Source organism: Escherichia sp. E1130 (genome assembly GCF_005781065.1).
In the GTDB taxonomy this organism is placed as follows: domain Bacteria; phylum Pseudomonadota; class Gammaproteobacteria; order Enterobacterales; family Enterobacteriaceae; genus Escherichia.
In genome coordinates this window covers 33,341-59,965 of record NZ_VATL01000021.1, presented here as the reverse complement: position 1 = coordinate 59,965, position 26,625 = coordinate 33,341, and the positions used below count along the sequence as shown (strand labels likewise).

The window sequence follows — 26,625 nt, the reverse complement described above, 5'->3', positions numbered from 1 at the left end:
TGCCACACGGTATGATTTCGCCCTTAACTTATTGAAGGATGACTTCAGGCAAGGAGCGACCATGCTGCAACAGGTTCCAACGCGTGCGTTTCACGTGATGGCGAAACCGAGCGGTTCCGATTGTAATCTGAACTGTGACTACTGTTTTTATCTCGAAAAACAATCCCTTTACCGTGAAAAGCCAGTCACGCATATGGACGAAGACACGCTGGAAGCGTATGTCCGTCACTATATCGCCGCCAGCGAACCACAAAACGAAGTCGCTTTTACCTGGCAGGGCGGTGAGCCAACGCTGATGGGGCTGGAGTTTTACCGCCGTGCCGTAAAGTTACAGGCGAAATACGGTACTGGCAGGAAGGTAAGTAACAGCTTCCAGACTAACGGTGTGCTGCTCGATGACGAATGGTGTGCATTTCTGGCAGAAAATCATTTTCTTATTGGGTTATCTCTGGATGGTCCGGCTGAGATCCACAATCAATATCGCGTGACCAAAGGTGGCAGACCAACGCATAAGCTGGTGATGCGTGCCCTGATGCTGCTGCAAAAGCATCATGTCGACTATAACGTGCTGGTCTGCGTCAACCGCACCAGCGCGCAGCAACCGTTGCAGGTTTATGATTTTTTGTGCGATGCGGGAGTCGAATTCATCCAGTTTATTCCGGTGGTCGAGCGCCTGGCTGATGAAACAGCTGCCCGCGATGGACTGAAACTACATGCGCCCGGCGATATTCAGGGCGACCTGACGGAATGGTCGGTACGCCCCGATGAGTTCGGTGAGTTTCTGGTGGCGATATTCGACCACTGGATCAAACGCGACGTCGGCAAGATTTTCGTGATGAATATCGAATGGGCGTTTGCCAATTTTGTCGGTGCGTCGGGTGCGGTTTGCCATCATCAGCCAACCTGTGGGCGCTCGATGATTGTTGAGCACAACGGCGACGTTTACGCCTGCGATCACTATGTTTATCCGCAATATCGACTGGGAAATATGCTTCAGCAGACCCTCGCAGAAATGGTAGATTCTCCGCAGCAGCAGACTTTTGGTGAAGATAAATTTAAGCAGTTACCGGCGCAGTGTCGCAGTTGTAACGTGTTAAAAGCGTGCTGGGGAGGCTGCCCGAAACACCGCTTCATGCTCGATACCAGCGGAAAACCGGGGCTGAATTATTTGTGTGCCGGGTATCAGCGTTATTTCCGCCATCTACCGCCGTATCTTAAAGCAATGGCTGATTTGCTGGCGCACGGTCGTCCGGCCAGCGACATTATGCAGGCGCATTTGATGGTGGTGAATAAGTAAAAAAGCGGCCATTTTGTGGCCGCCTGCGGTTGATTGCCGGATGCGGCGTAAACGCCTTATCCGGCCTACATGATCGTGCAAATTCAATAAATTGCAGTGTTCTGTAGGCTGGATAAGATGCGTCAACATCGCATCCGGCAAAGGCAGATCACTGCGATAGCGCCGGATTAGTCAGATTTAATCTGCGCGCGTGGAGGATATTTCTTCAGGATCTCCATATACGCGTGCATTTCGGTTTGCAGTGGTACTCCCATCGGGATATGGCGCACGCCGATAGAATCGCTTTCCTGTGGATCGGTGTAGAGGTTAAACACCGACGATCCGGCTGTTTGCATTACCGTGCCGGTGAACCCACCCTGATACCCGCTCTGGGTATAAGCGTAAGGCTGCTGAATCAGGACGTGATACTTGAACTCATCCATACGCACAGCAGAGAGTTTGCCGTTGAGGAAGTAGTGCTCGGCCTTACGGTTAGACTGGCCGTTTGTTCCCAGGAAGAAAGATGTCTGGTCCACACCATCGATAAAGGTGGTTTTCGGCACTAAATTCGCAACTTTCGCCCCAGGATGCCCCGCCAGATCCAGTGCTGTTGGGAAGAGATCTGCCAGATCAACAATACCGTCAGATTTACGCGGTTGGATCATGCCTTTCCAGTACACGAAAGTCGGAACGCGAACGCCGCCTTCCCAGGTAGATCCTTTCGCTCCACGGAACGGTGTGCGACCGTGCGGAGGCACTTCGGCTTCCGGACCGTTATCGGAGGTGAAGACAATAAGCGTGTTATCCAGCTGACCGTTTTTCTCCAGCGTTTTGTAGAGATTAGCGAACACATCGTTCATCTCTACCATGCAGTCACCATACGAGGTGCGTGCCGGAGAGCTACCCGCATATTTGGCGTTCGGGTAGTTATCGAAGTGACAGCCGCGAGTGCCGTAATAGAGGAAGAAAGGTTTATCACTCTTCGCCATCTTGTCGAGGAACTTAACGCCATATTCCATCCAGCGTTGATCCAGGTCTTCCATATATTTCGGCGTGATGTCAGCAATGGCCTCCTGTTCGCCGCCGCGTACAGCATGAACATCATCTTTGCTAAATGGTAATTGCTTGATGTATTCAGAACGGTCCGGACTCAGGGCGACTTCCGGGTTGACGTGAACATCGCGCCATTCGGTATACATATCGGACACGGAGTTGAAGCCACGGAAATCATCAAATCCGACGTTCTGCGGCTGCGACTCTTTGTTTTCCCCCATATGCCATTTCCCGATAGCCTGGGTGACGTAACCCTGGTCGTGCAGCAATTGCGGCAGGGTGGTTAACCCTTGCAGACCGCCCGGTTGCCCGTACATCGGCGGCATCAGAATGCCGTGGTGGATGGAGTATTGTCCGGTGAGAATGGTGGCGCGGGTAGGGGAAGAACTTGGTTGAGAATATGCAGAGGTTAAAATCAATCCCTGGCTGGCAACGGCGTCAATATCTGGCGTTGGGTTACCTACCGCCACGCCACCGCCATTAAAGCCGACATCCATCCAGCCCACGTCATCCAGTAAGAAAACAACCACGTTCGGTTTCTTACCGGTCTTTTTCTCTAATTCCGCCAGCTTCTGCTGGGTTTCTTTATCCTGTGCCGGATGCTGCATCACAGGCATCATATTATCGGCAATGGTGGTCGCCGGTTTAACCAGGTACTGGTTAGGGTGATCATACCCGGCATAACCTTCGCGCGCGGTAGCGGTTGACGGGGTATCTGCAGCACTGGCCAGCAAAGGAATAGCGGCGGCGATTGCGATCACCAGTAGTTTGGGTGAAAACGAAATTTCCATGCAAAATGCTCCGGTTTCATGTCATTAAATGGATGACGTAATTAAGCATTGATAATTGAGATCCCTCTCCCTGATAAAATGGGTATATAAATAATTATGATGAAAATATATTATTTATTTGCCATGAGAATGAATCGAAAGATCAGGAGAGCGTTTTCAATCCTACCCCTGGTGCGGGGGATATGTAAGGCAGGTTTATTGTATAGTGTTGATTATTGATGCTGTTTTTGATTAGGAGTGTAATTAATATATATATTGGTTATTGAATATTTTTAACAATTCACAGTATTTATAATTAAAGAGAGTAAGGTGCTGGATAATATTTGCTCAGGTAATTATTGCGAATGAAAGAAACCTGGATTGCAGAATTTTCTCATAACAAGTATTAAAGGATGTTATTTCCCGGGCCTGTATGGCATAATAATTGGGTAGATGCTCATTCCATCTCTTATGTTCGCCTTAGTGCCTCATAAACTTAGGAATGACGCAGAGCCGTTTACGGTGCTTATCGTCCACTGACAGATGTCGCTTATGCCTCATCAGACACCATGGACACAACGTTGAGTGAAGCACCCACTTGTTGTCATACAGACCTGTTTTAACGCCTGCTCCGTAATAAGAGCAGGCGTTTTTTTATGGCTGAATAAACAACAGGCTACGTCGCTCTTGCGTCATTGGTTGTGCATTTAGCACCCTTACAAGAGAGCCTACCGTGACGATGGGAAGAAACTGATTATTCTCTATTCCGGTTAAATCGCGTCCGCAGCGAGCGGCGATATCTTCGACCAGCTCTTCTAACTCAACGGCATCGTTTACCAAATCCAGATCTTCGTCCAGTTTATCGTCGGCTTTAAGTGGCAGTGGGTAGCCGATATAGCCGTTTTCTTGCAAGGTATTCCACACAGCCCGAATGATCCATGTATCTACGGTACGAGGGTTAAACTGGCGTGCAAACTGACAAATGGAAAGCCCCTGACGTTTATCGGCCATGATTCGGCGTTTCTCGAGGAGCTTGATTTTATCCTGCTTCGCGGCGGCTATCAGAGACACAATAAAAAGTGATAACCAGAAGATGAAGGTGTTGCCCGTACGCACGAAGGAAATAGTCAGCCAGCCTACGCCAGCCAGAGCAGCACATATCAAAAAGCAGAGTAACAACCTTACCCGAACAGGATTACTTTCAGGCGATGGCAAGCGGAAAAGGTAGCGGGAAGGCATGCGCATTTTTGACATCCTTGTAAAAAAATATCGCCTCTGAACGAGGCGATATAAATTACTGCGGCGGGTTGTTCTGCAACGTCAACATCAAACCGTCGCGGCGCATCGATGCGGCTTCTTCCGGTTTGTGCAGTCTGTCCAGCGCGTCGGCAAGCCATGCGTAATCGTAGGCGTCCGGGCGTTGTTTCAGTGCCGCGCGGAAGGCGAGCGATGCTTCCTGCCATTCACCGTGTTTCATCAGCGACTGACCCAGCGTGCTCCACAACAGCGGGCGATCGCCGACGTTTTTGATTTGCTGGCGTAGCACTTTTTCAAGCTGTTCCGGATTGTTGGTTTTCAGTCGTGGGATCGGCAGCAGTAGGCGATCATCATACTGGCGTTTCAGGCCGTCGATGATAATTTGCTGGGCAGTATCATGATCGTCACATTCAATAAGATGTTCCGCCATTGCCACCTGCAAAGCCACCTGATGACGCGTTTTCCGGCTTTGGTTTTTCCACCAGTTACGTAAACCTTCGCTGCCGTCATCGGCCCGTGCCTGATTCATCAGACCAATCCATGCCTGTTGTTCCAGTATTGCGCGATGTTCTTCATCACCAACGTGGGCTTTCGCCATTGACGGGATTATGTCCAGCAGTGAACTCCACGCGCCGGTACGGATATACGCTTGTTCTGCCAGACGCAGCACTTCCGGATGGCGTGGTGTGACTTCGAGTAACTTATCCACGCCGTGGCGTGCCGCATGATTTTCATTACGCGCCAGTTGCAGGCGAACGCGGGCGATTTCCACCGGAATGGTGTCGTTGCCCGCAAGTTCCGCTGCGCGTTCCAGATGCTGATTGGCGCGCGCTTCATCGCCGCGTTGCTGTGCGGCTTCGGCAGCCAGCAGGTAGTTCACCACCGGCTGTTCAGCGTGATCGGCATTTTTTGACATCAGCTTTTCAACTTGCTGATAATCGCCTTCCGCTAGTTTTAGCAGTGCCTGTTCAGTCTGCTTACGTGCGCGGCGACGCTTACGTCCGACAAACCAACCCCGGGTGTGCGCGCCGGTGCGGAAGATCCGCCGCAGTAGCCACTCAATGGCAAACAGCACGACCATCGCCAGAATCAAAATGATCGCCAGGCCAGTCACGCTGGTTTCGATATTGTAGTTGTCGGTCTGGATCAGTACGTAACCCTGATGACCGGCAATCATCGGGCCGACCACGATCCCCGCAATCAGCAACACAAAGAGCAATAACACTTTTAGCATGGTTATTCTCCTTGCGGCGCGGCTGCCGGAGTATCAGCTTGCGGTGCAGGTGCAGGTGCAGGTGCAGGTGCAGGTGCAGGTGCAGGTGCAGGTGCAGGTGCAGGTGCAGGTGCAGGTGCAGGTTTAGCTTCCGTTGCCCCTGCTGCCGGTTGTGCCAGCAGGTTACGCACGCGAGTCTGCATCAGTTTTTCCAGCATCGCCTGGCTTTGCAGTGTTTCCGGGAGATCCATCGAGATATTTTGCTGGCTTAACTGGTCCACCTCGTCGAGAAACGCTTTGGTGGTGGCATCTTCAGTATCGTAATAAGCACGAACCCAGGTGGAGACGTTCTCCAGCGCCTGGCGGTACGTCTCTTCCTGATGACGCGGCACAGCTTGTGCGGCGACCAGCAGACGGGAACGAATATTTTCGCGCAGATAGATATCCTGATTCGGCGCTAACAGCGGTACGGCAGTATCATCACGACGGCGAATCGTAATGAAGTTGTCCATAAAACTCTGCCAGCTTTTTTGCAGATTGACGCGCCATTCGCTGATGGAGCTGGAAAGCTCTTCACCATCGGAATCCATTGGCGAACCGTCGCTATCATTGTCGGCCAGACGCAGGTTATCCACTTGATTAGAGAGCTGATTCAACTTGAGGATAATACCGTCATAATCCACCTGTGATACCGCAGAAAGGCTGGCGATATCATCGGTAATTGCCCGACGAACAGCAATAAGGCTGGGGTCATTCATATCTGCCAGGCTGGCATCAGCGCTTTTCAGTAACGCTGCTGCGGTGGTGACGTCCTGATCGCTCCAGAGTTTACGTCCGGCAAGTTTTACCAGAAAGTCCGCCTGTGCCAGAAGCCAGGTTTTGGCATCGCTACCAGAGATGGTAGCGACCTTTTGTTGGACTTCATCCAGCTGTTTTGCCAGCGTTTCTTGCTGTCGATTCGCTTGCTCTAACTGTACAGCCTGTTGCTTAATAATGCCTTCCAGCTCCGCTTTTTGGCTTTCCTGGGCTTTTTGCAGTGCCGTGAGTTGGCTCGCCAGGGCATCGCTGGTGGCAGTCTGACTGACGGCCTGTTGTTTACCCCAGCCATACAAACCGACGCCTGCTGCCAGAGCAATGGCGATAGCCACCGCACTGAGAATCAGAGCGGTACTATTCTTACTCTTCTTTTCTGCAACGACAGGTTGTGGCGTGGTGTCCACGGCCTCCCTGGTATCTTCAACCACGGCGGAGGTTTTTTCTTGTTCCGTCATTATGGCTTCCTGTTATGAGAGTTATTGTAATGCCCGTAATAGCGCATCGTTGTCAGCGTTATCGGCGACCTTAATGTCATTCCAGCCCAGTTCCCGGGCGAGTTTCGCCAAACGCTCACTGACGACCAAAAGCCGACAGCGTAGTAACCAGTGCTCACGATACCATTGTGGGATCAATGACCAGAATTGATGCAACATTTCACCGCTGGTAACAACGACGGTCGTCACCTCGCGGGATTGCCAACGCATCGCCTCTTCTGCACCGTCATAATGAATGGCGCACCGTTGATAACATTCACAAAAAGTGACTTCAGCACCGCGTGCCGTCAGAGTTTCTCCAATCAGCTCACGACCGCCGTTGCCACGTAATATCAGCGCACGTTTGCCCGCAATACTTTGTAATTCCGGTAATTGTAGCAAGACTTCACTGATTTCCCGATCCTGCGGATAACGAACCTGGTGCCCGCTCACGGTATGCAGCGCCAGCGCAGTGGTGCGGCCGATGGCGAAATAACCAGCAAGTAATGGCCATTTAAGAGCTTGCTGATGCAGTTGTGATTGGGCAAAAGCAACGGCGTGTTGCGAAAGGGCAAACAATAGATCGCCTTTACCAAGTGCTGATAGCTGGTCGGCAAGTTGTGGCAATTGCCGACCCGGGGAAAACTCTATCAGCGGAAAATGCCAGGCCACCTGCCCCAGTGTGCGCAGACGGCTCACTAACTCTTCTCCAGCTGGAGATGGGCGGGTGACCAGGATACTCATGCTGGCGCGTCTCCGTTGTAGACTTCAGCGAGAATCTCCCGTGCGCCGTTATTCAGTAGCTCTTCCGCCAGTGAAATCCCCATTTGCTCGGCATCCTGCGGCGCACCGCGGCGTTCACCACGAATAATCTGCGAACCGTCCGGCGCACCGACCAGCGCACGCAACCAGATTTTGCCGTCGACAAGTTCGGCATAGCTGCCAATCGGCACCTGACAACCCCCTTCCAGACGGGTATTCATCGCACGTTCAGCGGTGACGCGTAGCGCGGTTTCATGGTGATTAAGTGCGGCAAGAAGCTCGCGGGTACGCGTATCATCAAGGCGGCATTCAATACCTACGGCACCTTGTCCGACTGCCGGAAGAGAAATTTCTGGGGGCAGCGCAGCGCGAATGCGGGACTCCAGCCCTAAACGTTTTAATCCAGCCACGGCAAGAATAATGGCATCGTATTCGCCGTTATCCAGCTTGCTAAGGCGTGTTCCAACGTTCCCACGCAGAGAGCGGATAATCAGGTCCGGGCGGCGTTCCGCCAGTTGGCACTGGCGACGTAAGCTGGAAGTCCCGACGATACTGCCAGCCGGTAACGCATCCAGACTGTCATAATTATTGGACACAAAGGCATCACGCGGATCCTCGCGTTCGCAAATGGTGACCAGCCCCAGACCTTGCGGGAATTCAACCGGCACATCTTTCATCGAATGTACGGCGATATCGGCGCGGTTTTCCAGAAGCGCGACTTCCAGCTCTTTAACAAATAAGCCTTTTCCGCCAACTTTCGCCAGCGGCGTATCAAGAATTACATCGCCGCGCGTCACCATCGGTACTAGTTCAACGACTAATCCCGGATGGCTCGCCATCAACTTGTCTTTGACATAGTGTGCCTGCCAGAGTGCAAGTGGGCTTTGGCGTGTGGCAATTCTTAAAACATTGTCTAACATGCTTGTTACCGTCATTATCATCCGTGGTCCATCCTAACATCCTTGCTGGAGCGATGTCAGTGTTGTGGTGAAACGTTGACGTTAATGCAAAACGTAAATTGAATCCTGACAGGCGCTTCAAGCCGTCGTAATAAGGAATTTACAGAGAATAAACGGTGCTACACTTGTATGTAGCGCATCTTTCTTTACGGTCAATCAGCAAGGTGTTAAATTGATCACGTTTTAGACCATTTTTTCGTCGTGAAACTAAAAAAACCAGGCGCGGAAAGTGGTAACAGTTACCTTTGACATACGAAATATCCCGAATGCCGCGTGTTTCCGTTGATGTTGCCGGAATCACAGACATGACGGGTAGCAAATCAGGCGATACGTCTTGTACCTCTATATTGAGACTCTGAAACAGAGACTGGATGCCATAAATCAATTGCGCGTGGATCGCGCGCTTGCTGCCATGGGGCCTGCATTCCAACAGGTTTACAGTCTGCTGCCGACATTGTTGCACTATCACCATCCGCTAATGCCGGGTTACCTTGATGGTAACGTTCCCAAAGGCATTTGCCTTTACACGCCTGATGAAACCCAACGCCACTACCTGAACGAACTTGAACTGTATCGTGGAATGTCAGTACAGGACCCGCCGAAAGGCGAGCTTCCGATTACTGGTGTATACACCATGGGCAGTACTTCGTCGGTAGGGCAAAGTTGTTCCTCTGACCTGGATATCTGGGTCTGTCATCAATCCTGGCTCGATAGCGAAGAGCGCCAGTTACTACAACGTAAATGCAGCCTGCTGGAAAGCTGGGCTGCCTCGCTGGGTGTGGAAGTTAGCTTCTTCCTGATTGATGAAAACCGTTTCCGCCACAACGAGAGTGGCAGTCTGGGGGGCGAAGATTGCGGTTCCACCCAGCATATACTGCTTCTTGATGAATTTTACCGTACCGCCGTGCGTCTCGCCGGTAAGCGTATTCTGTGGAATATGGTGCCTTGCGACGAAGAAGAGCATTACGATGACTACGTGATGACGCTCTACGCGCAGGGCGTGCTGACGCCAAATGAATGGCTGGATCTCGGCGGCTTAAGCTCGCTTTCTGCTGAAGAGTACTTTGGTGCCAGCCTTTGGCAACTCTACAAAAGTATCGATTCCCCGTACAAAGCGGTGCTGAAGACACTGCTGCTGGAAGCCTATTCCTGGGAATACCCGAACCCACGCCTGCTGGCGAAAGATATCAAACAGCGTTTGCACGACGGCGAGATTGTGTCGTTTGGCCTCGATCCGTACTGCATGATGCTGGAGCGTGTTACTGAATACCTGACGGCGATTGAAGATTTCACCCGTCTGGATTTAGTACGCCGCTGCTTCTATTTAAAAGTGTGCGAAAAACTCAGCCGTGAACGCGCCTGCGTAGGCTGGCGTCGTGAAGTGTTAAGCCAGTTGGTGAAAGAGTGGGAATGGGACGATGCTCGTCTGGCAATGCTCGATAACCGTGCTAACTGGAAGATAGATCAGGTGCGTGAGGCGCACAACGAGCTGCTCGACGCAATGATGCAGAGCTACCGTAATCTGATCCGCTTTGCGCGCCGCAATAACCTTAGCGTCTCCGCCAGCCCGCAGGATATCGGCGTGCTGACGCGTAAACTGTACGCCGCGTTTGAAGCATTACCGGGTAAAGTGACGCTGGTAAATCCGCAGATTTCACCTGATCTCTCGGAACCGAATCTGACCTTTATTTATGTACCGCCGGGCCGTGCTAACCGTTCAGGTTGGTATCTGTATAACCGTGCGCCAAATATTGAGTCGATCATCAGCCATCAGCCGCTGGAATATAACCGTTACCTGAATAAGCTAGTGGCCTGGGCGTGGTTTAACGGCCTGTTGACTTCACGTACACGCTTGTACATTAAGGGCAATGGCATTGTTGATCTGCCGAAGTTGCAAGAGATGGTGGCCGATGTGTCGCACCACTTCCCATTGCGTCTGCCCGCACCGACGCCAAAAGCGCTCTACAGTCCATGTGAAATTCGCCATCTGGCAATAATTGTTAATCTGGAATATGACCCGACGACGGCATTCCGTAACCAGGTAGTACATTTCGATTTTCGTAAGCTGGATGTTTTCAGCTTTGGTGAAGAGCAAAAATGCCTGGTGGGTAGTGTTGACTTGCTGTACCGCAACTCGTGGAACGAAGTGCGTACGCTGCACTTCAACGGTGAGCAGTCGATGATTGAAGCCCTGAAAACCATTCTCGGCAAAATGCATCAGGACGCCGCACCGCCCGATAGCGTGGAAGTCTTCTGCTACAGCCAGCATCTGCGCGGTTTAATTCGCACCCGCGTGCAGCAACTGGTTTCTGAGTGTATTGAACTGCGTCTTTCCAGCACCCGCCAGGAAACTGGGCGCTTCAAGGCACTGCGCGTTTCTGGTCAAACCTGGGGTTTGTTCTTCGAACGCCTGAATGTATCGGTACAGAAACTGGAGAACGCCATCGAGTTTTATGGCGCTATTTCGCATAACAAACTGCACGGCCTGTCAGTGCAGGTTGAAACCAATCACGTCAAATTACCGGCGGTGGTGGACGGCTTTGCCAGCGAAGGGATCATCCAGTTCTTCTTCGAAGAAACGCAAGACGAGAATGGCTTTAATATCTACATTCTCGACGAAAGCAACCGAGTTGAGGTGTATCACCACTGCGAAGGTAGCAAAGAGGAGCTGGTGCGTGACGTCAGCCGCTTCTACTCGTCATCGCACGACCGTTTTACCTACGGCTCTAGCTTCATTAACTTCAACCTGCCGCAGTTCTATCAGATTGTGAAGGTCGATGGTCGCGAACAGGTGATTCCGTTCCGCACAAAATCTATTGGCAACATGCCACCTGCCAATCAGGACAACGATACGCCGCTGTTACAGCAGTATTTTTCGTGATGAGCGAGCCGGAAAGCGAGGCTTATCCGGCATGCAATTTTAGCGGAAACTGACTGTTTCACCCGCCTGCTGCGTTGCCGCCTGTTCCAGCAAATCCCAGAAGGTTTCACCGCTACGGTCGCAAATCCACTCGTCGCCTTTCAGATCAAAATGGTAGCCGCCCTGTTTGGTTGCCAGCCATACCTGGTGCAGCGGTTCCTGGCGGTTGATAATGATTTTGCTGCCGTTCTCAAAGGTAATGGTCAGCACGCCACCGTTGATTTCGCAGTCGATATCGCTGTCGCCATCCCAGTCGTCCAGATGCTTTTCAATGGTTAGCCACAGTTGGTCAGCCAGGCGATGAAATTCACTGTCGTTCATTGTTGTATCCTGTTTTTAAGTGATGGCGGCAGTATAGCGGCATGGGGTCAGGGCTTCAAAGGTTGCACCTCTGCTGCTGCGTTCCGGCATGATTCATCCGTCACCGGAATAATAATGTCTCTGTATAGCGAAAGATTTGTCTCTTCATTAGGGCGCAGGTACACCACGCCTTTCCCTGTTTCTGGTAAACATTATGATCAGGTTCACCGAGCGAGCATCCCTACGCTGACGGAACTAAAAAAAGACAACAAACAAACCACATTGCGATAGTGCATAAAGCCATCCTGGCGCGAGGTGCCGATCACGAAACTACCAGCAAAACATAAATCCCCACGTGTAAGCGTTATACTCGCAGCAAATCCTCACTTTTCAGACTTCATAAAGAGTCGCTAAATGCTTGCTTTTACGCCTTCTCCTGCGATGATAGAAAGCAGAAAGCGATGAACTTTACAGGCAATCCATAATGAAAAACGTGTTTAAGGCACTCACTGTATTACTTACTCTCTTCAGCCTGACGGGCTGCGGTCTGAAAGGTCCGCTCTATTTCCCGCCTGCAGATAAAAACGCACCGCCGCCGACCAAACCGGTAGAGACGCAAACGCAATCCACGTTGCCGGATAAAAACGACCGCGCCACAGGCGATGGCCCATCCCAGGTGAATTACTAAAAGTCAGTTTCTGTACCCGCGTGATTGGAGTAAATGATGCAGTTCTCGAAAATGCATGGCCTTGGCAACGATTTTATGGTCGTCGACGCGGTAACGCAGAATGTCTTTTTTTCACCGGAGCTGATTCGTCGCCTGGCGGATCGGCACCTGGGGGTAGGGTTTGACCAGTTGCTGGTGGTTGAGCCGCCTTACGATCCTGAACTGGATTTTCACTATCGCATTTTTAATGCTGATGGCAGTGAAGTGGCGCAGTGCGGCAACGGCGCGCGCTGCTTTGCCCGTTTTGTGCGTCTGAAAGGGCTGACCAATAAGCGCGATATCCGCGTCAGCACTGCCAACGGGCGGATGGTTCTGACCGTCACCGATGATGATCTGGTCCGCGTAAATATGGGCGAGCCCAACTTCGAACCTTCCGCTGTGCCGTTTCGCGCTAACAAAGCGGAAAAAACCTATATTATGCGCGCCGCCGAGCAGACAATCTTATGCGGTGTGGTGTCGATGGGAAATCCGCACTGCGTGATTCAGGTCGATGATGTCGATATCGCGGCGGTAGAAACGCTTGGCCCTGTTCTGGAAAGCCACGAACGTTTCCCGGAGCGCGCCAATATCGGTTTTATGCAAGTGGTTAAGCGCGAGCATATTCGTTTACGCGTTTATGAGCGTGGGGCAGGAGAAACCCAGGCCTGCGGCAGCGGCGCGTGTGCGGCGGTTGCGGTAGGGATTCAGCAAGGTTTGCTGGCCGAAGAAGTACGTGTGGAACTCCCTGGTGGTCGTCTTGATATCGCCTGGAAAGGTCCGGGTCATCCGTTATATATGACGGGTCCGGCAGTACATGTTTACGACGGATTTATTCATCTATGAAGCAACCAGGGGAAGAACTACAGGAAACACTCACGGAGCTTGATGACCGGGCGGTTGTCGATTATCTGATTAAAAATCCTGAGTTTTTTATCCGCAATGCGCACGCAGTAGAAGCGATACGTGTGCCGCATCCGGTACGTGGTACCGTTTCGCTGGTCGAGTGGCATCTGGCTCGCGCGCGTAACCATATTCATGTTCTGGAAGAGAACATGTCGCTGTTGATGGAACAGGCTATCGCCAACGAAGGCCTGTTTTATCGCTTACTCTACTTGCAGCGTAGTCTCACCGCCGCCAGCAGTCTCGACGATATGCTGATGCGTTTTCACCGCTGGGCGCGTGATTTAGGGCTGGCGGGCGCGAGTGTGCGCCTGTTTCCGGATCGTTGGCGCTTAGGTGCGCCGTCGAACCATACTCATCTGGCATTAAGCCGTCAGGCTTTTGAACCACTGCGTATTCAGCGGCTGGGGCAGGAGCAGCATTATCTGGGGCCGCTTAACGGGCCGGAGTTGCTGGTGGTGCTACCGGAAGCGAAAGCGGTGGGATCGGTGGCGATGTCGATGCTGGGAAGCGATGCTGATTTAGGCGTAGTGCTGTTCACCAGCCGCGATGCCAATCACTATCAACAAGGACAGGGAACGCAGTTACTTGATGAAATTGCGCTGATGATGCCGGAGCTTCTGGAGCGTTGGATTGAACGCGTATGACCAATTTACATACCGATGTAGAACGCTATCTACGTTATCTGAGCGTGGAGCGTCAGCTTAGCCCAATAACTCTGCTTAACTACCAGCGCCAGCTTGAGGCGATCATCAATTTTGCCAGCGAAAATGGCCTGCAAAGTTGGCAGCAATGCGATGTGACGATGGTGCGCAATTTTGCTGTACGCAGTCGCCGTAAAGGGCTGGGCGCGGCAAGCCTCGCATTACGCCTCTCTGCGCTACGTAGCTTTTTTGACTGGCTGGTCAGCCAGAACGAACTCAAAGCCAACCCGGCAAAAGGTGTTTCGGCACCGAAAGCGCCGCGTCATCTGCCAAAAAATATCGACGTCGATGATATGAATCGGCTGCTGGATATTGATATCAACGATCCCCTCGCCGTGCGCGATCGGGCAATGCTGGAAGTGATGTACGGCGCGGGTCTGCGTCTTTCCGAGCTGGTGGGGCTGGACATCAAACACCTCGACCTGGAGTCTGGCGAAGTGTGGGTGATGGGGAAAGGCAGTAAAGAGCGCCGCCTGCCAATTGGTCGCAACGCTGTGGCGTGGATTGAGCACTGGCTTGATTTGCGCGATCTGTTTGGCAGCGAAGACGACGCGCTTTTCCTGTCGAAACTGGGCAAGCGTATCTCCGCGCGTAATGTACAGAAACGCTTTGCCGAATGGGGCATAAAACAAGGGCTGAATAATCACGTTCACCCGCATAAATTACGTCACTCTTTCGCTACGCATATGCTGGAGTCGAGCGGTGATCTTCGTGGTGTGCAGGAGCTGCTGGGTCATGCCAACCTCTCCACCACGCAAATCTATACTCATCTTGATTTTCAACACCTTGCCTCGGTGTACGATGCGGCGCATCCACGAGCCAAACGGGGGAAATAATGCGTTTTTACCGGCCTTTGGGGCGCATCTCGGCGCTCACTTTTGACCTGGATGATACCCTTTATGATAACCGTCCGGTGATCCAACGTACCGAGCAAGAAGCTCTTATCTTTGTGCAAAATTATCATCCGGCGCTGCGCAGCTTCCAGAATGAAGATCTGCAACGTCTGCGTCAGGCGGTACGGGAAGCGGAACCCGAGATTTATCACGACGTAACGCGCTGGCGTTTTCGTTCGATTGAACAAGCGATGCTCGACGCCGGGCTGAGCGCGGAGGAAGCCAGTGCCGGCGCACACGCGGCAATGATCAACTTTGCCAAATGGCGTAGCCGGATCGATGTTCCGCAGCAAACCCACGACACCTTAAAACAGCTGGCGAAGAAATGGCCGCTGGTGGCGATCACCAACGGTAACGCCCAGCCGGAGCTGTTTGGCCTGGGCGACTACTTTGAGTTTGTGCTGCGTGCTGGCCCACACGGGCGCTCAAAACCGTTCAGCGATATGTACTTCCTGGCGGCGGAAAAACTCAACGTGCCGATCGGCGAGATCTTACATGTCGGGGACGATCTCACCACTGACGTGGGCGGGGCAATTCGCAGCGGAATGCAGGCCTGTTGGATCAGACCGGAAAATGGCGATCTGATGCAAACCTGGGACAGCCGTTTACTCCCGCATCTGGAAATTTCCCGGTTGGCATCTCTGACCTCGCTGATATAATCAGCAAATCTGTATATATACCCAGCTTTTTGGCGGAGGGCGTTGCGCTTCTCCGCCCAACCTATTTTTACGCGGCGGTGCCAATGGATGTTTCTTACCTGCTCGATAGCCTTAATGACAAACAGCGCGAAGCGGTGGCCGCGCCACGCAGCAACCTTCTGGTGCTGGCGGGCGCGGGCAGTGGTAAGACGCGCGTACTGGTGCATCGTATCGCCTGGCTGATGAGCGTGGAAAACTGCTCGCCATACTCGATTATGGCGGTGACGTTTACCAACAAAGCGGCGGCGGAGATGCGTCATCGTATCGGGCAACTGATGGGCACCAGCCAGGGCGGCATGTGGGTCGGCACCTTCCACGGGCTGGCGCACCGCCTGCTGCGTGCGCACCACATGGACGCCAACCTGCCGCAGGATTTCCAGATCCTCGATAGTGAAGACCAGCTGCGCCTGCTTAAGCGTCTGATCAAGGCGATGAACCTCGACGAGAAGCAGTGGCCACCGCGCCAGGCAATGTGGTACATCAACAGCCAGAAAGATGAAGGGCTGCGCCCGCATCACATTCAGAGCTATGGTAACCCGGTGGAGCAGACCTGGCAGAAGGTGTATCAGGCGTATCAGGAAGCGTGTGACCGCGCGGGCCTGGTGGACTTCGCCGAGCTGCTGCTGCGCGCCCACGAACTGTGGCTTAACAAGCCGCATATCCTGCAACACTACCGCGAACGTTTTACCAACATCCTGGTGGACGAATTCCAGGATACCAACAACATTCAGTACGCGTGGATCCGCCTGCTGGCGGGCGACACTGGCAAGGTGATGATCGTCGGTGATGACGACCAGTCAATCTACGGCTGGCGCGGGGCGCAGGTCGAGAACATTCAGCGTTTCCTCAATGATTTCCCCGGTGCTGAAACTATCCGTCTGGAGCAGAACTACCGCTCTACCAGCAATATTCTGAGCGCCGCTAACGCCCTGATTGAAAACAACAACGGGCGTCTGGGTAAAAAACTGTGGACCGATGGCGCGGACGGCGAGCCGATTTCCCTCTATTGTGCCTTTAACGAACTCGATGAAGCGCGTTTTGTGGTTAACCGCATCAAAACCTGGCAGGACAACGGCGGGGCACTTGCCGAGTGCGCCATTCTCTACCGCAGCAACGCCCAGTCGCGTGTGCTGGAAGAGGCGTTATTGCAGGCGAGTATGCCGTACCGTATTTACGGCGGGATGCGCTTCTTCGAACGTCAGGAAATCAAAGATGCGCTCTCGTATCTGCGCCTGATTGCCAACCGCAACGACGACGCGGCCTTTGAGCGTGTGGTGAATACGCCAACGCGGGGTATTGGTGACCGGACGCTGGACGTGGTACGTCAGACATCGCGCGATCGCCAGTTAACACTCTGGCAGGCGTGCCGTGAACTGTTGCAGGAAAAAGCCCTCGCCGGACGTGCAGCCAGCGCCTTGCAACGGTTTATGGAATTAATCGACGCCTTAGCGCAGGAAACTGCCGATATGCCTCTACATGTACAGACTGACCGGGTAATTAAAGACTCCGGCCTGCGCACCATGTACGAGCAGGAGAAGGGCGAAAAAGGCCAGACGCGTATCGAAAACTTAGAGGAACTGGTGACGGCAACGCGCCAGTTCAGCTACAACGAAGAAGACGAAGATTTAATGCCGCTGCAGGCGTTCCTCTCCCATGCGGCACTGGAAGCAGGTGAAGGGCAGGCGGATACCTGGCAGGATGCGGTGCAGTTGATGACGCTACACTCGGCGAAAGGTCTGGAGTTTCCGCAGGTGTTTATCGTTGGTATGGAAGAGGGCATGTTCCCAAGCCAAATGTCGCTGGATGAAGGCGGGCGTCTGGAAGAAGAACGGCGTCTGGCCTACGTTGGCGTAACCCGCGCGATGCAGAAACTGACGCTGACCTACGCGGAAACTCGCCGTCTGTATGGCAAAGAGGTTTACCATCGCCCGTCGCGCTTTATTGGCGAGCTGCCGGAAGAGTGTGTGGAAGAGGTGCGCCTGCGCGCCACGGTAAGCCGCCCGGTCAGCCATCAGCGGATGGGTACGCCAATGGTCGAGAATGACAGCGGCTACAAACTCGGCCAGCGCGTGCGCCACGCCAAGTTTGGTGAAGGCACTATCGTCAATATGGAAGGCAGCGGCGAGCATAGCCGTTTGCAGGTGGCATTCCAGGGCCAGGGAATTAAATGGCTGGTGGCAGCTTACGCCCGGCTGGAGACGGTGTAATTTACGATTCCGTTGCGGGATGAGGTGCTGCGCACCTTATTCGGCCTACAGAAATGGCACCCGGTAGGCCGGATAAGGCGTTTACGCCGCATCCGGCATCAGCACCTTACTTAGCGCACTTCTTCACATCAATATTCCAGTCAGCACCAGACGCAACCTGATGTTTCTGCGCGAAATTATCCATATTCAGCGCCACGGAAACATTCAACAAGCTGTTCAGATACACCATCGGCTGGCCTTCCGGCACATCGCCGAAGCTGGCGACATACGGCATTTTCCCTGCGTACTTTTGCTGGGAACCTTCGGAAATGGTCACACATAACGTATCGTTGAGTTTGATCCCCGCCTGATTCAACAACTCGTCGCTGATATTGCTCCAGACGTTACCGTACTGAATATCAAGAATCGGGATATTGCCCTTCACTTCACCTTTTGTCGCTTTCGCTTTCTGATAAGGCAGTTCGACAACTTTTGCCGGAAGCTCAGGCCCCACCTGCTCAAAGGAAATCGCTCCGGAAGCCAGACGCGCACTGGTGTAGGCATATACATCGCGACCATGGAAGGTATATGACTTTTCGGAACCTTTCAGGCGGTTGGTTTTTTCATCGATTTGCCGGACGCTCTCAATACCCAGCGATTCCGCCACCAAAGTGAGCGTACCGTTATCTGGTGAAACGAAGTACTGACCGTTTTTGGTTTTCAGCACCACCGATTTACGGTCAGTGCCTACGCCCGGATCGACCACACTGACAAACACCGAACCTTGCGGCCAGTAACTGGCAGTCTGATACAGGCGATAAGCACCTTCCCAGATGTTATACGGTGGAATTTCGTGGGTTAAATCAAAGATTTTAAGATTATGGTCAACGCCGAAAGCGACGCCTTTCATCGCCGAGACGGCCCCATCTTTCAGGCTAAAATCCGTTTGTAAAATCAAAGCGTTATCCGCATAAGCGGACGATGATCCCAGACACGTTAATAAAAATAACGTTGCGAGCGTTTTTTTCATTTTTGTTTCCCTTCATTTATCTGATGATTTTCCAGCTGTGTAGCCAGCCCCAGTTTGTCTGGCCTCCTCGAGTGTACAATGCTTAACTTTTCCGCTCGACGGAAATCATGGTAACAAAAGGATAGCGTTGCCACGGGATTGCCCCGCCTTTCACATACATATGTGAAATCGTGCCATCAAGATAAAGCAGCTGCTCGACGTCCAGTTTCGCTTTGGCATAACAGGCAAAATCATAAAAATTTGTCGCCTGCTGGCTCAACAAAAACACAGCGTTCCCTTGTTTATTAATCCCCACACCGTTACGGATTTTGCGTGAGGCGACGTTGGGATGAATACGCGGATTAATTACGCCATTTTCCATCAGCATTGGCCCTGACTGCACCGCAAACTGAATCTCTTTACTGGCTTTAAAGGCATCCAAACGAACGATGCCGACTTTATTTCCCGCAACATAAAAAACGCCGCCAGGACGGATAAAGAAATTACCTTCCCCCGAGGCGAGATTTAACGCCACTTTCTGCTGACCGTTTTCGATGTACAAACCGAGCGGCGCATAGCTTTCATCATAGATGCCGCCGTTCATCACCATCTGAACCTGATCCTGATTATTAACATCAGCCAGCAGCGCATGTAACGTTCCCCACGCTTCGCCATTGGCTTTTTGCCAGTACATTTTCACCCGTTCGGTTTGAGGATTAACGGTATACGCCTGCACAGTCAGCGTTGGGTCAGAGAGCGCGCAGTCATCAGCAGCAACAGCAAACAAGGGGAGCAAGGTGAGAGCGAGAAAAATCCGTTTGAGATTCAAGGTGATCATTCCTTTACCAATGAGTAGCTGATGCGCCATTATAGGTCCTGGATGTGGGATTTTTTTATCCTGTTAATGACCTTGACGAGTACCAAAAAGCGCGAAGTTCAACTATTGTTCTGTGGTGTTCTGTTGCGTGTTGACGGCAAAATTTTGCTGGCGTAACATGCGCGCACGATCACTCTAAGAGGACATTCGCCTTGGACACACCCAGTAGATACTGGCTCATTATCCTGTCATCCAGGATCAACTCCTAAGGCTATCCCCTTTTGCTGATAGCCTTAGCGGTTGTCAGCGACCTCAATTTTCCCGTCGCGCTGAGTCAGGCTGTTTAATGGTCTGAAACCCAATTTGTTTCTGTGTGCCCACCGAACTGTCCGATATTTTAAGCATTGGGAGTCCCGGTCATGCTGAGCGCATTTCAACTGGAAAATAACCGACTGACCCGGCTGGAAGTCGAAGAGTCACAACCCCTTGTAAATGCAGTATGGATTGATCTTGTCGAACCGGATGACGACGAGCGACTGCGCGTACAATCTGAACTTGGCCAGAGCCTGGCAACTCGCCCGGAACTGGAAGACATCGAAGCATCGGCGCGTTTCTTTGAAGACGATGACGGCCTGCATATTCACTCCTTCTTCTTCTTTGAAGATGCGGAAGATCACGCCGGTAACTCTACTGTAGCATTTACCATCCGCGATGGTCGTCTGTTTACACTGCGTGAACGCGAGCTGCCTGCATTCCGTCTGTATCGTATGCGCGCCCGCAGCCAGTCGATGGTAGACGGTAACGCTTACGAGCTGCTGCTGGATCTGTTCGAAACCAAAATCGAACAGTTAGCGGATGAAATTGAAAACATCTACAGCGATCTGGAGCAACTGAGCCGGGTGATTATGGAAGGGCGTCAGGGCGATGAGTACGACGAGGCACTCTCCACATTGGCAGAACTGGAAGATATCGGCTGGAAAGTTCGCCTGTGTCTGATGGATACCCAGCGCGCGCTCAACTTCCTGGTACGTAAAGCACGCTTACCGGGTGGGCAACTGGAGCAGGCGCGTGAAATCCTGCGAGATATCGAGTCCCTGCTGCCGCATAACGAATCCTTGTTCCAGAAGGTGAACTTCTTGATGCAGGCAGCGATGGGCTTTATCAACATCGAGCAGAACCGCATCATCAAAATCTTCTCGGTGGTATCCGTCGTGTTCCTGCCGCCAACGCTCGTCGCTTCCAGCTACGGGATGAACTTTGAGTTTATGCCAGAGTTGAAGTGGAGCTTCGGCTACCCGGCAGCGATTATCTTTATGATCCTCGCGGGCCTGGCACCGTATCTGTACTTTAAGCGCAAGAACTGGCTGTAAAAAGAAGGCGGTGGCTTAGCCTGGCTAAGCCACCTGTTATTCAAAGGCTCCAGGTATTTAACCCTTTTACTTCTTTCTCATAGAACCATTTGTTCGTGTTAACAGCAACATAGGCTGCTACGGCAATTCCCAGAATGTTAACGCCAATTAGTGCACCAACAAATAGAGATAGAATACCAAGTAATAGAACTATAATTGCTTTTTTCCATAATCCCAGGACAAATAAATATATCCAGGAACAGAAGAAAGCAATGAAATTCATTTGAATAGTTAAGCGTTGTCTTACTTTTAATGCTTTAAATGCTGCTTTATATTCTGGTGTTGCCCCCCAGAATCCAGGAAAACCATGTTGATCATAAAAATTAAATCGATATTTCCATTTTTCACTTAATGAACCATCGTTCATATATTCCTTACTCATAAATACTCCGTACTATTGTTTTGATGAATCAGTAGGTGCAAGCATTAGCATACTGAAAGTGGAAAAGTAGAAAATTAAAAAAATCATCGAACCATTGCCTGAACAGGCAAAATCTTCGGCTATCATTGTGATGATAGAGATGATATATACTGCTAATGTACCAAAAACATAAGTTTTTATATATATGAAACCACTATCACGGAGTCGTTGGCAATTCATATTGATAACGAGATAATGGAGTGCGATGGTAGAGACTATAACAAGAAAACCAGCTTCCCCATTGTTAAAAAAAACAATAAGAAAGGCAAAAATGAAATTTATTAAAATAAAGGAAAATATATATCGGCGTCTGGAAATCTTACCGTTCGATGTTGGGATAAACATACGTAACATAAATTTTACATCCTTGTGTGAGTCTCCTGTCAGCATGGCAATATGCCCACTCTCATGCAAGAGCAGGCATATTTTTTCAGAATATATTTATTTTTTATCTGGACGTTCTACGCTGCGTATAAATCGCATCCATCACAAAAATTGCCAGCGCTACCCAAATAAAGGCGAAAGTCACCATCTTATCGGCACCCGGTTTTTCACCATAAAACGTCACAGCCAGCAGGAACATCAGCGTCGGGCCAATGTACTGGAAAAAGCCTAACGTTGAGAGACGCAGGCGCGTGGCTGCGGCGGTAAAACACAACAGCGGTACGGTAGTGACAATACCGGCGGCGATCAGCAGTAAATTCAGCGACATAGGGTTTTGTCCCATATGGCTGGTTGAGCTGTCGGCAATAGCAAACAGGTAAATCGCCGCCACGGGCAGCAACCACATGGTTTCGATTAACATGCCGGTTTGCGCTTCAACGGCAATTTTCTTGCGTACCAGGCCGTAGAAGGCAAAACTAAACGCCAGCCCCAGCGCGATAATAGGTAGCGAACCAAAAGTCCACAGCTGGACCAACACGCCACATATCGCCAGAATCACCGCCAGCCATTGCATCCGGCGGAATCGCTCGCCGAGGAAAATCATCCCCAGCACAATGTTCACCAGCGGGTTAATAAAGTAACCAAGGCTCGCTTCCAGCATATGGTGATTGTTCACCGCCCAGATAAACAGTAGCCAGTTGCCGCCAATCAGCACGGCAGAGACTGCCAGCATAAAAATTTTCTGTGGCGTCTGAATCAGCGTTTTTAAATAGGACCACTGGCGGCAGATGCTCATCAGCACCACCATAAAGAAAAACGACCAGATCACGCGATGCGTCAGGATCTCATCGGCGGGCACGTAGTAAATCAGCTTGAAGTACGCTGGGGCGATACCCCAAATAAAATAAGCGGCAAGAGCGAGTAATACGCCCTGCCGCGTTTGTTTTGCATCCATTGGAAAACTCATTTTTTGTTGTTGATAGCAGTTGACCTGCTCAGTTTGCTGACAAAGTGTGCTTTGTTCATGCTGGATGCGGCGTTAACGCCTTATTCAGCCTACAAAACCATGCAAATTCAATATATTGCATTTCTCTGGTAGGCCTGATAAGCGTAGCGCATCAGGCAATTTTGCGTTTGTCATAAGTCTCAGCAGTTTACCTGCTTTTATGTATTCAACCTACCATATAGGTGGCGGTAGCACTGGCAATATAAAGCTGTTCTTCATTGTGCAGTTCAACGCGGGCGACGGCGACTTTATTACCCGCACGCAGCAGGCTACTGGTAGCTGTAAAACGCTCGCCTCTGCCTGGACGTAGATAATCGACGCGAAGATCAATTGTCCCCATCCGCGATAGCCGCTGGCGCAGTTCATCCTCACTGATGGTTTCGTGGCGGGTTAAGGTGCTACCTACACACACCAGACCCGCGGCGACGTCCAGCGCCGACGCAATGACCCCACCGTGCAAAATGCTTTGCGCCCAGTTACCAACCATCATCGGCTGATTTTTAAAGGCCAGCTGTGCAAATTCTTTTTCGTAACGCTCCAGCTCCATCCCCAATGCGCGGTTAAATGGCATGTGATAAACAAACATTTCACCCACTAATTTCAGGGCTTGTTCGGCGGTCAGTACGGCAGACATATCATCCTTACACTTCATTGGTTAATGAAATGTTGATTTTATGCTTCTTTGTTGTTGGTTTCTACTTTAGGAAGGGATAACTAACGGCAATTGAGTTAAGTATGTAAAATAGCCCGCAGAAAAAATATTCATCTAATCAATAATTCGTTACGGAGAACACGATCGATGCGGACTCTACTGGGCTGCTTGTTGCCGATGTGTATGCTGCCGATAGTGGCAAATGCGCAAGAGGCAACGGTGAAAGATGTGCATGACGCGCCAGCAGTACGTGGCAGCATTATCGGCAATATGTTGCAGGAGCATGACAATCCTTTCACCCTTTATCCTTACGACACCAACTACATCATCTACACCCAAACCAGCGATCTCAATAAAGAAGCTATTGCCAGTTACGACTGGGCAGAGAACGCGCGTAAGGATGAAGTAAAGTTCCAGTTGAGCCTGGCGTTTCCGCTGTGGCGGGGGATTTTGGGGCCAAACTCTGTACTGGGCGCTTCCTACACACAGAAATCCTGGTGGCAGCTTTCTAATAGCGATGAGTCATCACCGTTTCGTGAAACCAACTATGAACCGCAATTGTTCCTCGGGTTCGCCACCGATTACAGCTTTGCAGGCTGGACGCTGCGCGATGTAGAGATGGGTTATAATCACGACTCTAACGGACGTTCTGACCCAACTTCCCGTAGTTGGAACCGTATCTACACCCGCCTGATGGCAGAGAACGGTAACTGGCTGGTAGAAGTGAAGCCGTGGTATGTCGTCGGTAATACGGACGATAACCCGGACATCACCAAATATATGGGTTACTACCAGCTTAAAATTGGTTATCACCTCGGTGATGCTGTGCTGAGCGCGAAAGGGCAGTACAACTGGAACACCGGTTATGGTGGTGCGGAGTTAGGCTTAAGCTACCCGATCACCAAACATGTGCGTCTTTATACCCAAGTCTACAGCGGCTATGGCGAATCGCTCATCGACTATAACTTTAACCAGACCCGCGTCGGTGTGGGAGTTATGCTAAACGACCTGTTCTAATGCGAGTTGATTGAAAGGCAAATCTGGAATCCAGCATCCAGGATTATCCTCTCAGAGACTAAAAGCATTGCAGTTTCTCGCGCAGGCGCTGAAAATAGCGCCTGTTTTTATTTCAGGCAATCGGGGTGAATGTGGCGCAGGCGGAAGTGTTGAATCTGGAGTCAGGAGCTAAGCAGGTTTTACAAGAAACCTTTGGCTACCAACAGTTTCGCCCTGGTCAGGAAGAGATCATCGATACCGTACTTTCTGGTCGCGATTGCCTGGTCGTCATGCCCACTGGTGGCGGAAAATCCCTTTGCTATCAAATTCCTGCCTTATTGCTAAACGGCCTTACCGTGGTTGTTTCACCGCTGATTTCGTTGATGAAAGATCAGGTGGATCAACTGCAAGCCAACGGCGTGGCGGCGGCGTGCCTTAACTCGACGCAAACCCGAGAGCAGCAACTTGAAGTGATGACAGGCTGCCGTACCGGGCAAATTCGTCTGCTCTATATCGCGCCGGAACGCCTGATGCTGGATAACTTCCTTGAGCATCTGGCGCACTGGAATCCGGTGTTATTAGCCGTTGATGAAGCGCACTGTATCTCCCAGTGGGGCCACGATTTCCGCCCGGAATATGCCGCGCTCGGTCAGCTGCGTCAGCGTTTTCCGACGCTGCCGTTTATGGCGCTAACCGCCACCGCCGACGACACCACGCGGCAGGATATCGTGCGCCTGCTGGGGCTGAACGATCCGCTAATTCAAATCAGTAGTTTTGACCGTCCGAATATTCGCTACATGCTGATGGAGAAGTTCAAACCTCTCGATCAGTTGATGCGTTACGTGCAGGAACAGCGGGGAAAGTCGGGCATTATCTACTGCAACAGTCGGGCGAAAGTAGAAGACACAGCCGCGCGTCTGCAAAGTAAAGGAATTAGCGCGGCGGCGTATCATGCCGGCCTGGAAAACGATGTTCGCGCCGATGTGCAGGAGAAATTCCAGCGCGATGACCTGCAAATTGTGGTGGCGACCGTGGCGTTCGGCATGGGCATCAATAAACCGAACGTCCGCTTCGTGGTGCATTTTGATATTCCGCGCAATATCGAATCCTATTATCAGGAAACCGGTCGCGCCGGGCGTGATGGCCTGCCCGCGGAAGCGATGCTGTTTTACGATCCGGCTGATATGGCGTGGCTGCGCCGTTGTCTGGAAGAGAAGCCGCAGGGGCAGTTGCAGGATATCGAGCGCCACAAACTCAATGCGATGGGCGCATTTGCCGAAGCGCAAACCTGCCGCCGTCTGGTGTTGCTGAACTATTTTGGCGAAGGTCGTCAGGAGCCGTGCGGGAACTGCGATATCTGCCTCGATCCGCCGAAACAGTACGACGGTTCAACCGATGCGCAGATTGCCCTTTCCACTATTGGTCGCGTAAATCAGCGGTTTGGGATGGGCTATGTGGTGGAAGTGATTCGTGGCGCCAATAACCAGCGTATTCGCGACTATGGTCATGACAAACTGAAAGTCTACGGCATGGGCCGCGATAAAAGTCATGAACACTGGGTAAGCGTGATCCGCCAGCTGATTCACCTCGGCCTGGTGACGCAAAATATTGCCCAGCACTCCGCGTTACAGCTGACAGAAGCCGCGCGCCCGGTACTGCGTGGCGAATCCTCTTTGCAACTTGCCGTGCCGCGTATTGTGGCGCTCAAACCGAAAGCGATGCAGAAATCGTTCGGCGGCAACTATGACCGTAAACTGTTCGCTAAATTACGCAAACTGCGTAAATCGATTGCCGATGAAAGCAATGTCCCGCCGTACGTGGTGTTTAACGACGCAACCTTAATTGAGATGGCGGAACAGATGCCGATCACCGCCAGCGAAATGCTCAGCGTTAACGGCGTTGGGATGCGCAAGCTGGAACGCTTTGGTAAACCGTTTATGACGCTTATCCGCGCGCATGTTGACGGCGACGACGAAGAGTAGTCAGCGGCATAAAAAAGTGCCAGGATGAAGATTCCGTAAACGTTTTCCCCGCGAGTCAATTGT

Annotated in this window: 25 protein-coding genes and 1 pseudogene; 12 read left to right on the top strand and 14 right to left on the bottom strand. The window is 51.7% G+C overall.

Annotated features, from left to right (window positions below):
- The first annotated feature begins 61 nt into the window (after window positions 1–61).
- The gene (locus FEK66_RS19545) at window positions 62–1,297 is read left to right on the top strand and encodes an anaerobic sulfatase maturase (protein ID WP_135495438.1); all 1,236 of its coding nucleotides are present in this window, start codon (window positions 62–64) and stop codon (window positions 1,295–1,297) included.
- Window positions 1,298–1,464: 167 nt separating this feature from the next.
- Here the strand turns inward: FEK66_RS19545 and aslA are convergent, their stop codons facing one another.
- From aslA to hemC, 6 genes are all read right to left on the bottom strand, one after another.
- Entirely contained in the window at window positions 1,465–3,120 is a 1,656-nt protein-coding gene (gene aslA / locus FEK66_RS19540) for an arylsulfatase AslA (RefSeq protein ID WP_130209412.1), read from the bottom strand.
- Window positions 3,121–3,753: 633 nt separating this feature from the next.
- Window positions 3,754–4,344 (bottom strand): hypothetical protein, encoded by a 591-nt coding sequence (locus FEK66_RS19535; protein ID WP_130261204.1) that lies wholly within the window; start codon window positions 4,342–4,344, stop codon window positions 3,754–3,756.
- 49 nt (window positions 4,345–4,393) lie between these two features.
- On the bottom strand, window positions 4,394–5,590 hold the full coding sequence (gene hemY / locus FEK66_RS19530) for a protoheme IX biogenesis protein HemY (RefSeq protein WP_135490594.1): 1,197 nt from the start codon (window positions 5,588–5,590) through the stop codon (window positions 4,394–4,396).
- 2 nt (window positions 5,591–5,592) lie between these two features.
- Window positions 5,593–6,840 (bottom strand): uroporphyrinogen-III C-methyltransferase, encoded by a 1,248-nt coding sequence (hemX, locus tag FEK66_RS19525; protein WP_135495439.1) that lies wholly within the window; start codon window positions 6,838–6,840, stop codon window positions 5,593–5,595.
- Between the two features lie 21 nt (window positions 6,841–6,861).
- Window positions 6,862–7,602, bottom strand: coding sequence for a uroporphyrinogen-III synthase (hemD, locus tag FEK66_RS19520; RefSeq protein WP_135495440.1), 741 nt, complete (start codon window positions 7,600–7,602; stop codon window positions 6,862–6,864).
- The gene (gene hemC / locus FEK66_RS19515; protein WP_130237980.1) at window positions 7,599–8,540 is read right to left on the bottom strand and encodes a hydroxymethylbilane synthase; all 942 of its coding nucleotides are present in this window, start codon (window positions 8,538–8,540) and stop codon (window positions 7,599–7,601) included. Before hemC ends, hemD begins: the two co-directional genes overlap by 4 nt.
- Window positions 8,541–8,913: 373 nt before the next feature.
- Between hemC and cyaA the strand changes: the two genes are divergently transcribed.
- On the top strand, window positions 8,914–11,460 hold the full coding sequence (gene cyaA / locus FEK66_RS19510; protein ID WP_131162276.1) for a class I adenylate cyclase: 2,547 nt from the start codon (window positions 8,914–8,916) through the stop codon (window positions 11,458–11,460).
- A 39-nt stretch (window positions 11,461–11,499) separates the two neighbouring features.
- Here the strand turns inward: cyaA and cyaY are convergent, their stop codons facing one another.
- Together cyaY and FEK66_RS25730 are read right to left on the bottom strand one after the other, a co-directional pair.
- Entirely contained in the window at window positions 11,500–11,820 is a 321-nt protein-coding gene (gene cyaY, locus FEK66_RS19505) for an iron donor protein CyaY (RefSeq protein ID WP_135495441.1), read from the bottom strand.
- 125 nt (window positions 11,821–11,945) lie between these two features.
- Window positions 11,946–12,125: pseudogene (locus tag FEK66_RS25730) on the bottom strand (DKNYY family protein); the annotation flags it as partial.
- Between the two features lie 158 nt (window positions 12,126–12,283).
- On the opposite strand from FEK66_RS25730, the gene FEK66_RS19500 reads away from it, so the two are divergent.
- The 6 genes from FEK66_RS19500 to uvrD all read left to right on the top strand — a co-directional run bounded on the left by FEK66_RS19500 (window position 12,284) and on the right by uvrD (window position 17,907).
- Complete coding sequence (locus tag FEK66_RS19500; protein ID WP_021581201.1) at window positions 12,284–12,487, top strand: lipoprotein; 204 nt, start codon at window positions 12,284–12,286, stop codon at window positions 12,485–12,487.
- Between the two features lie 36 nt (window positions 12,488–12,523).
- On the top strand, window positions 12,524–13,348 hold the full coding sequence (dapF, locus tag FEK66_RS19495; protein ID WP_052904776.1) for a diaminopimelate epimerase: 825 nt from the start codon (window positions 12,524–12,526) through the stop codon (window positions 13,346–13,348).
- Window positions 13,345–14,052 carry a DUF484 domain-containing protein gene (locus tag FEK66_RS19490; protein ID WP_130209426.1) on the top strand — a complete coding sequence of 236 codons (708 nt, stop codon included), beginning with the start codon at window positions 13,345–13,347 and terminating at the stop codon, window positions 14,050–14,052. The genes dapF and FEK66_RS19490 overlap by 4 nt, the downstream gene beginning before the upstream one ends.
- Entirely contained in the window at window positions 14,049–14,945 is an 897-nt protein-coding gene (gene xerC / locus FEK66_RS19485; RefSeq protein WP_130209428.1) for a tyrosine recombinase XerC, read from the top strand. The genes FEK66_RS19490 and xerC overlap by 4 nt, the downstream gene beginning before the upstream one ends.
- Entirely contained in the window at window positions 14,945–15,661 is a 717-nt protein-coding gene (gene yigB / locus FEK66_RS19480; protein ID WP_130223381.1) for a 5-amino-6-(5-phospho-D-ribitylamino)uracil phosphatase YigB, read from the top strand. Before xerC ends, yigB begins: the two co-directional genes overlap by 1 nt.
- Window positions 15,662–15,744: 83 nt before the next feature.
- Window positions 15,745–17,907 (top strand): DNA helicase II, encoded by a 2,163-nt coding sequence (gene uvrD, locus FEK66_RS19475; protein WP_000383407.1) that lies wholly within the window; start codon window positions 15,745–15,747, stop codon window positions 17,905–17,907.
- A 106-nt stretch (window positions 17,908–18,013) separates the two neighbouring features.
- Here the strand turns inward: uvrD and FEK66_RS19470 are convergent, their stop codons facing one another.
- Window positions 18,014–18,916: an S-adenosyl-l-methionine hydroxide adenosyltransferase family protein gene (locus FEK66_RS19470; RefSeq protein ID WP_135495442.1), complete on the bottom strand. Its 903-nt coding sequence runs from the start codon at window positions 18,914–18,916 to the stop codon at window positions 18,014–18,016.
- Window positions 18,917–18,998: 82 nt separating this feature from the next.
- On the bottom strand, window positions 18,999–19,763 hold the full coding sequence (locus tag FEK66_RS19465; protein ID WP_135495443.1) for a phosphodiester glycosidase family protein: 765 nt from the start codon (window positions 19,761–19,763) through the stop codon (window positions 18,999–19,001).
- Between the two features lie 161 nt (window positions 19,764–19,924).
- On the opposite strand from FEK66_RS19465, the gene ysgD reads away from it, so the two are divergent.
- Both ysgD and corA read left to right on the top strand, forming a co-directional pair.
- Entirely contained in the window at window positions 19,925–19,981 is a 57-nt protein-coding gene (gene ysgD / locus FEK66_RS26045; RefSeq protein WP_212723238.1) for a YsgD/CorL family protein, read from the top strand.
- A gap of 150 nt (window positions 19,982–20,131) precedes the next feature.
- Window positions 20,132–21,082: a magnesium/cobalt transporter CorA gene (gene corA, locus FEK66_RS19460; protein WP_130209436.1), complete on the top strand. Its 951-nt coding sequence runs from the start codon at window positions 20,132–20,134 to the stop codon at window positions 21,080–21,082.
- Window positions 21,083–21,122: 40 nt separating this feature from the next.
- Here the strand turns inward: corA and FEK66_RS19455 are convergent, their stop codons facing one another.
- From FEK66_RS19455 to yigI, 4 genes are all read right to left on the bottom strand, one after another.
- Window positions 21,123–21,503 carry a DUF2628 domain-containing protein gene (locus tag FEK66_RS19455; protein WP_000032581.1) on the bottom strand — a complete coding sequence of 127 codons (381 nt, stop codon included), beginning with the start codon at window positions 21,501–21,503 and terminating at the stop codon, window positions 21,123–21,125.
- A 12-nt stretch (window positions 21,504–21,515) separates the two neighbouring features.
- A complete protein-coding gene (yigG, locus tag FEK66_RS19450) occupies window positions 21,516–21,896 on the bottom strand; it encodes a protein YigG (RefSeq protein ID WP_276609507.1) in 381 nt (126 codons plus the stop codon).
- Window positions 21,897–21,990: 94 nt separating this feature from the next.
- Window positions 21,991–22,881: an EamA family transporter RarD gene (gene rarD, locus FEK66_RS19445; RefSeq protein WP_063870049.1), complete on the bottom strand. Its 891-nt coding sequence runs from the start codon at window positions 22,879–22,881 to the stop codon at window positions 21,991–21,993.
- 217 nt (window positions 22,882–23,098) lie between these two features.
- Window positions 23,099–23,566 carry an acyl-CoA thioesterase YigI gene (gene yigI / locus FEK66_RS19440; protein WP_001277142.1) on the bottom strand — a complete coding sequence of 156 codons (468 nt, stop codon included), beginning with the start codon at window positions 23,564–23,566 and terminating at the stop codon, window positions 23,099–23,101.
- Between the two features lie 165 nt (window positions 23,567–23,731).
- Between yigI and pldA the strand changes: the two genes are divergently transcribed.
- Both pldA and recQ read left to right on the top strand, forming a co-directional pair.
- A complete protein-coding gene (gene pldA, locus FEK66_RS19435; protein WP_130209440.1) occupies window positions 23,732–24,601 on the top strand; it encodes a phospholipase A in 870 nt (289 codons plus the stop codon).
- Window positions 24,602–24,732: 131 nt separating this feature from the next.
- Window positions 24,733–26,562 carry an ATP-dependent DNA helicase RecQ gene (gene recQ, locus FEK66_RS19430; RefSeq protein WP_130209494.1) on the top strand — a complete coding sequence of 610 codons (1,830 nt, stop codon included), beginning with the start codon at window positions 24,733–24,735 and terminating at the stop codon, window positions 26,560–26,562.
- The last annotated feature ends 63 nt before the right edge of the window (window positions 26,563–26,625 follow it).

Coding starts and splice junctions, on each gene's coding strand:
- FEK66_RS19545 (WP_135495438.1), top strand. CDS start 62: ATGCTGCAACAGGTTCCAACGCGTGCGTTTCACGTGATGGCGAAACCG.
- aslA (WP_130209412.1), bottom strand. CDS start 3,120: ATGGAAATTTCGTTTTCACCCAAACTACTGGTGATCGCAATCGCCGCC.
- FEK66_RS19535 (WP_130261204.1), bottom strand. CDS start 4,344: ATGCGCATGCCTTCCCGCTACCTTTTCCGCTTGCCATCGCCTGAAAGT.
- hemY (WP_135490594.1), bottom strand. CDS start 5,590: ATGCTAAAAGTGTTATTGCTCTTTGTGTTGCTGATTGCGGGGATCGTG.
- hemX (WP_135495439.1), bottom strand. CDS start 6,840: ATGACGGAACAAGAAAAAACCTCCGCCGTGGTTGAAGATACCAGGGAG.
- hemD (WP_135495440.1), bottom strand. CDS start 7,602: ATGAGTATCCTGGTCACCCGCCCATCTCCAGCTGGAGAAGAGTTAGTG.
- hemC (WP_130237980.1), bottom strand. CDS start 8,540: ATGTTAGACAATGTTTTAAGAATTGCCACACGCCAAAGCCCACTTGCA.
- cyaY (WP_135495441.1), bottom strand. CDS start 11,820: ATGAACGACAGTGAATTTCATCGCCTGGCTGACCAACTGTGGCTAACC.
- FEK66_RS19500 (WP_021581201.1), top strand. CDS start 12,284: ATGAAAAACGTGTTTAAGGCACTCACTGTATTACTTACTCTCTTCAGC.
- dapF (WP_052904776.1), top strand. CDS start 12,524: ATGCAGTTCTCGAAAATGCATGGCCTTGGCAACGATTTTATGGTCGTC.
- FEK66_RS19490 (WP_130209426.1), top strand. CDS start 13,345: ATGAAGCAACCAGGGGAAGAACTACAGGAAACACTCACGGAGCTTGAT.
- xerC (WP_130209428.1), top strand. CDS start 14,049: ATGACCAATTTACATACCGATGTAGAACGCTATCTACGTTATCTGAGC.
- yigB (WP_130223381.1), top strand. CDS start 14,945: ATGCGTTTTTACCGGCCTTTGGGGCGCATCTCGGCGCTCACTTTTGAC.
- uvrD (WP_000383407.1), top strand. CDS start 15,745: ATGGATGTTTCTTACCTGCTCGATAGCCTTAATGACAAACAGCGCGAA.
- FEK66_RS19470 (WP_135495442.1), bottom strand. CDS start 18,916: ATGAAAAAAACGCTCGCAACGTTATTTTTATTAACGTGTCTGGGATCA.
- FEK66_RS19465 (WP_135495443.1), bottom strand. CDS start 19,763: ATGGCGCATCAGCTACTCATTGGTAAAGGAATGATCACCTTGAATCTC.
- corA (WP_130209436.1), top strand. CDS start 20,132: ATGCTGAGCGCATTTCAACTGGAAAATAACCGACTGACCCGGCTGGAA.
- FEK66_RS19455 (WP_000032581.1), bottom strand. CDS start 21,503: ATGAGTAAGGAATATATGAACGATGGTTCATTAAGTGAAAAATGGAAA.
- yigG (WP_276609507.1), bottom strand. CDS start 21,896: ATGTTACGTATGTTTATCCCAACATCGAACGGTAAGATTTCCAGACGC.
- rarD (WP_063870049.1), bottom strand. CDS start 22,881: ATGGATGCAAAACAAACGCGGCAGGGCGTATTACTCGCTCTTGCCGCT.
- yigI (WP_001277142.1), bottom strand. CDS start 23,566: ATGTCTGCCGTACTGACCGCCGAACAAGCCCTGAAATTAGTGGGTGAA.
- pldA (WP_130209440.1), top strand. CDS start 23,732: ATGCGGACTCTACTGGGCTGCTTGTTGCCGATGTGTATGCTGCCGATA.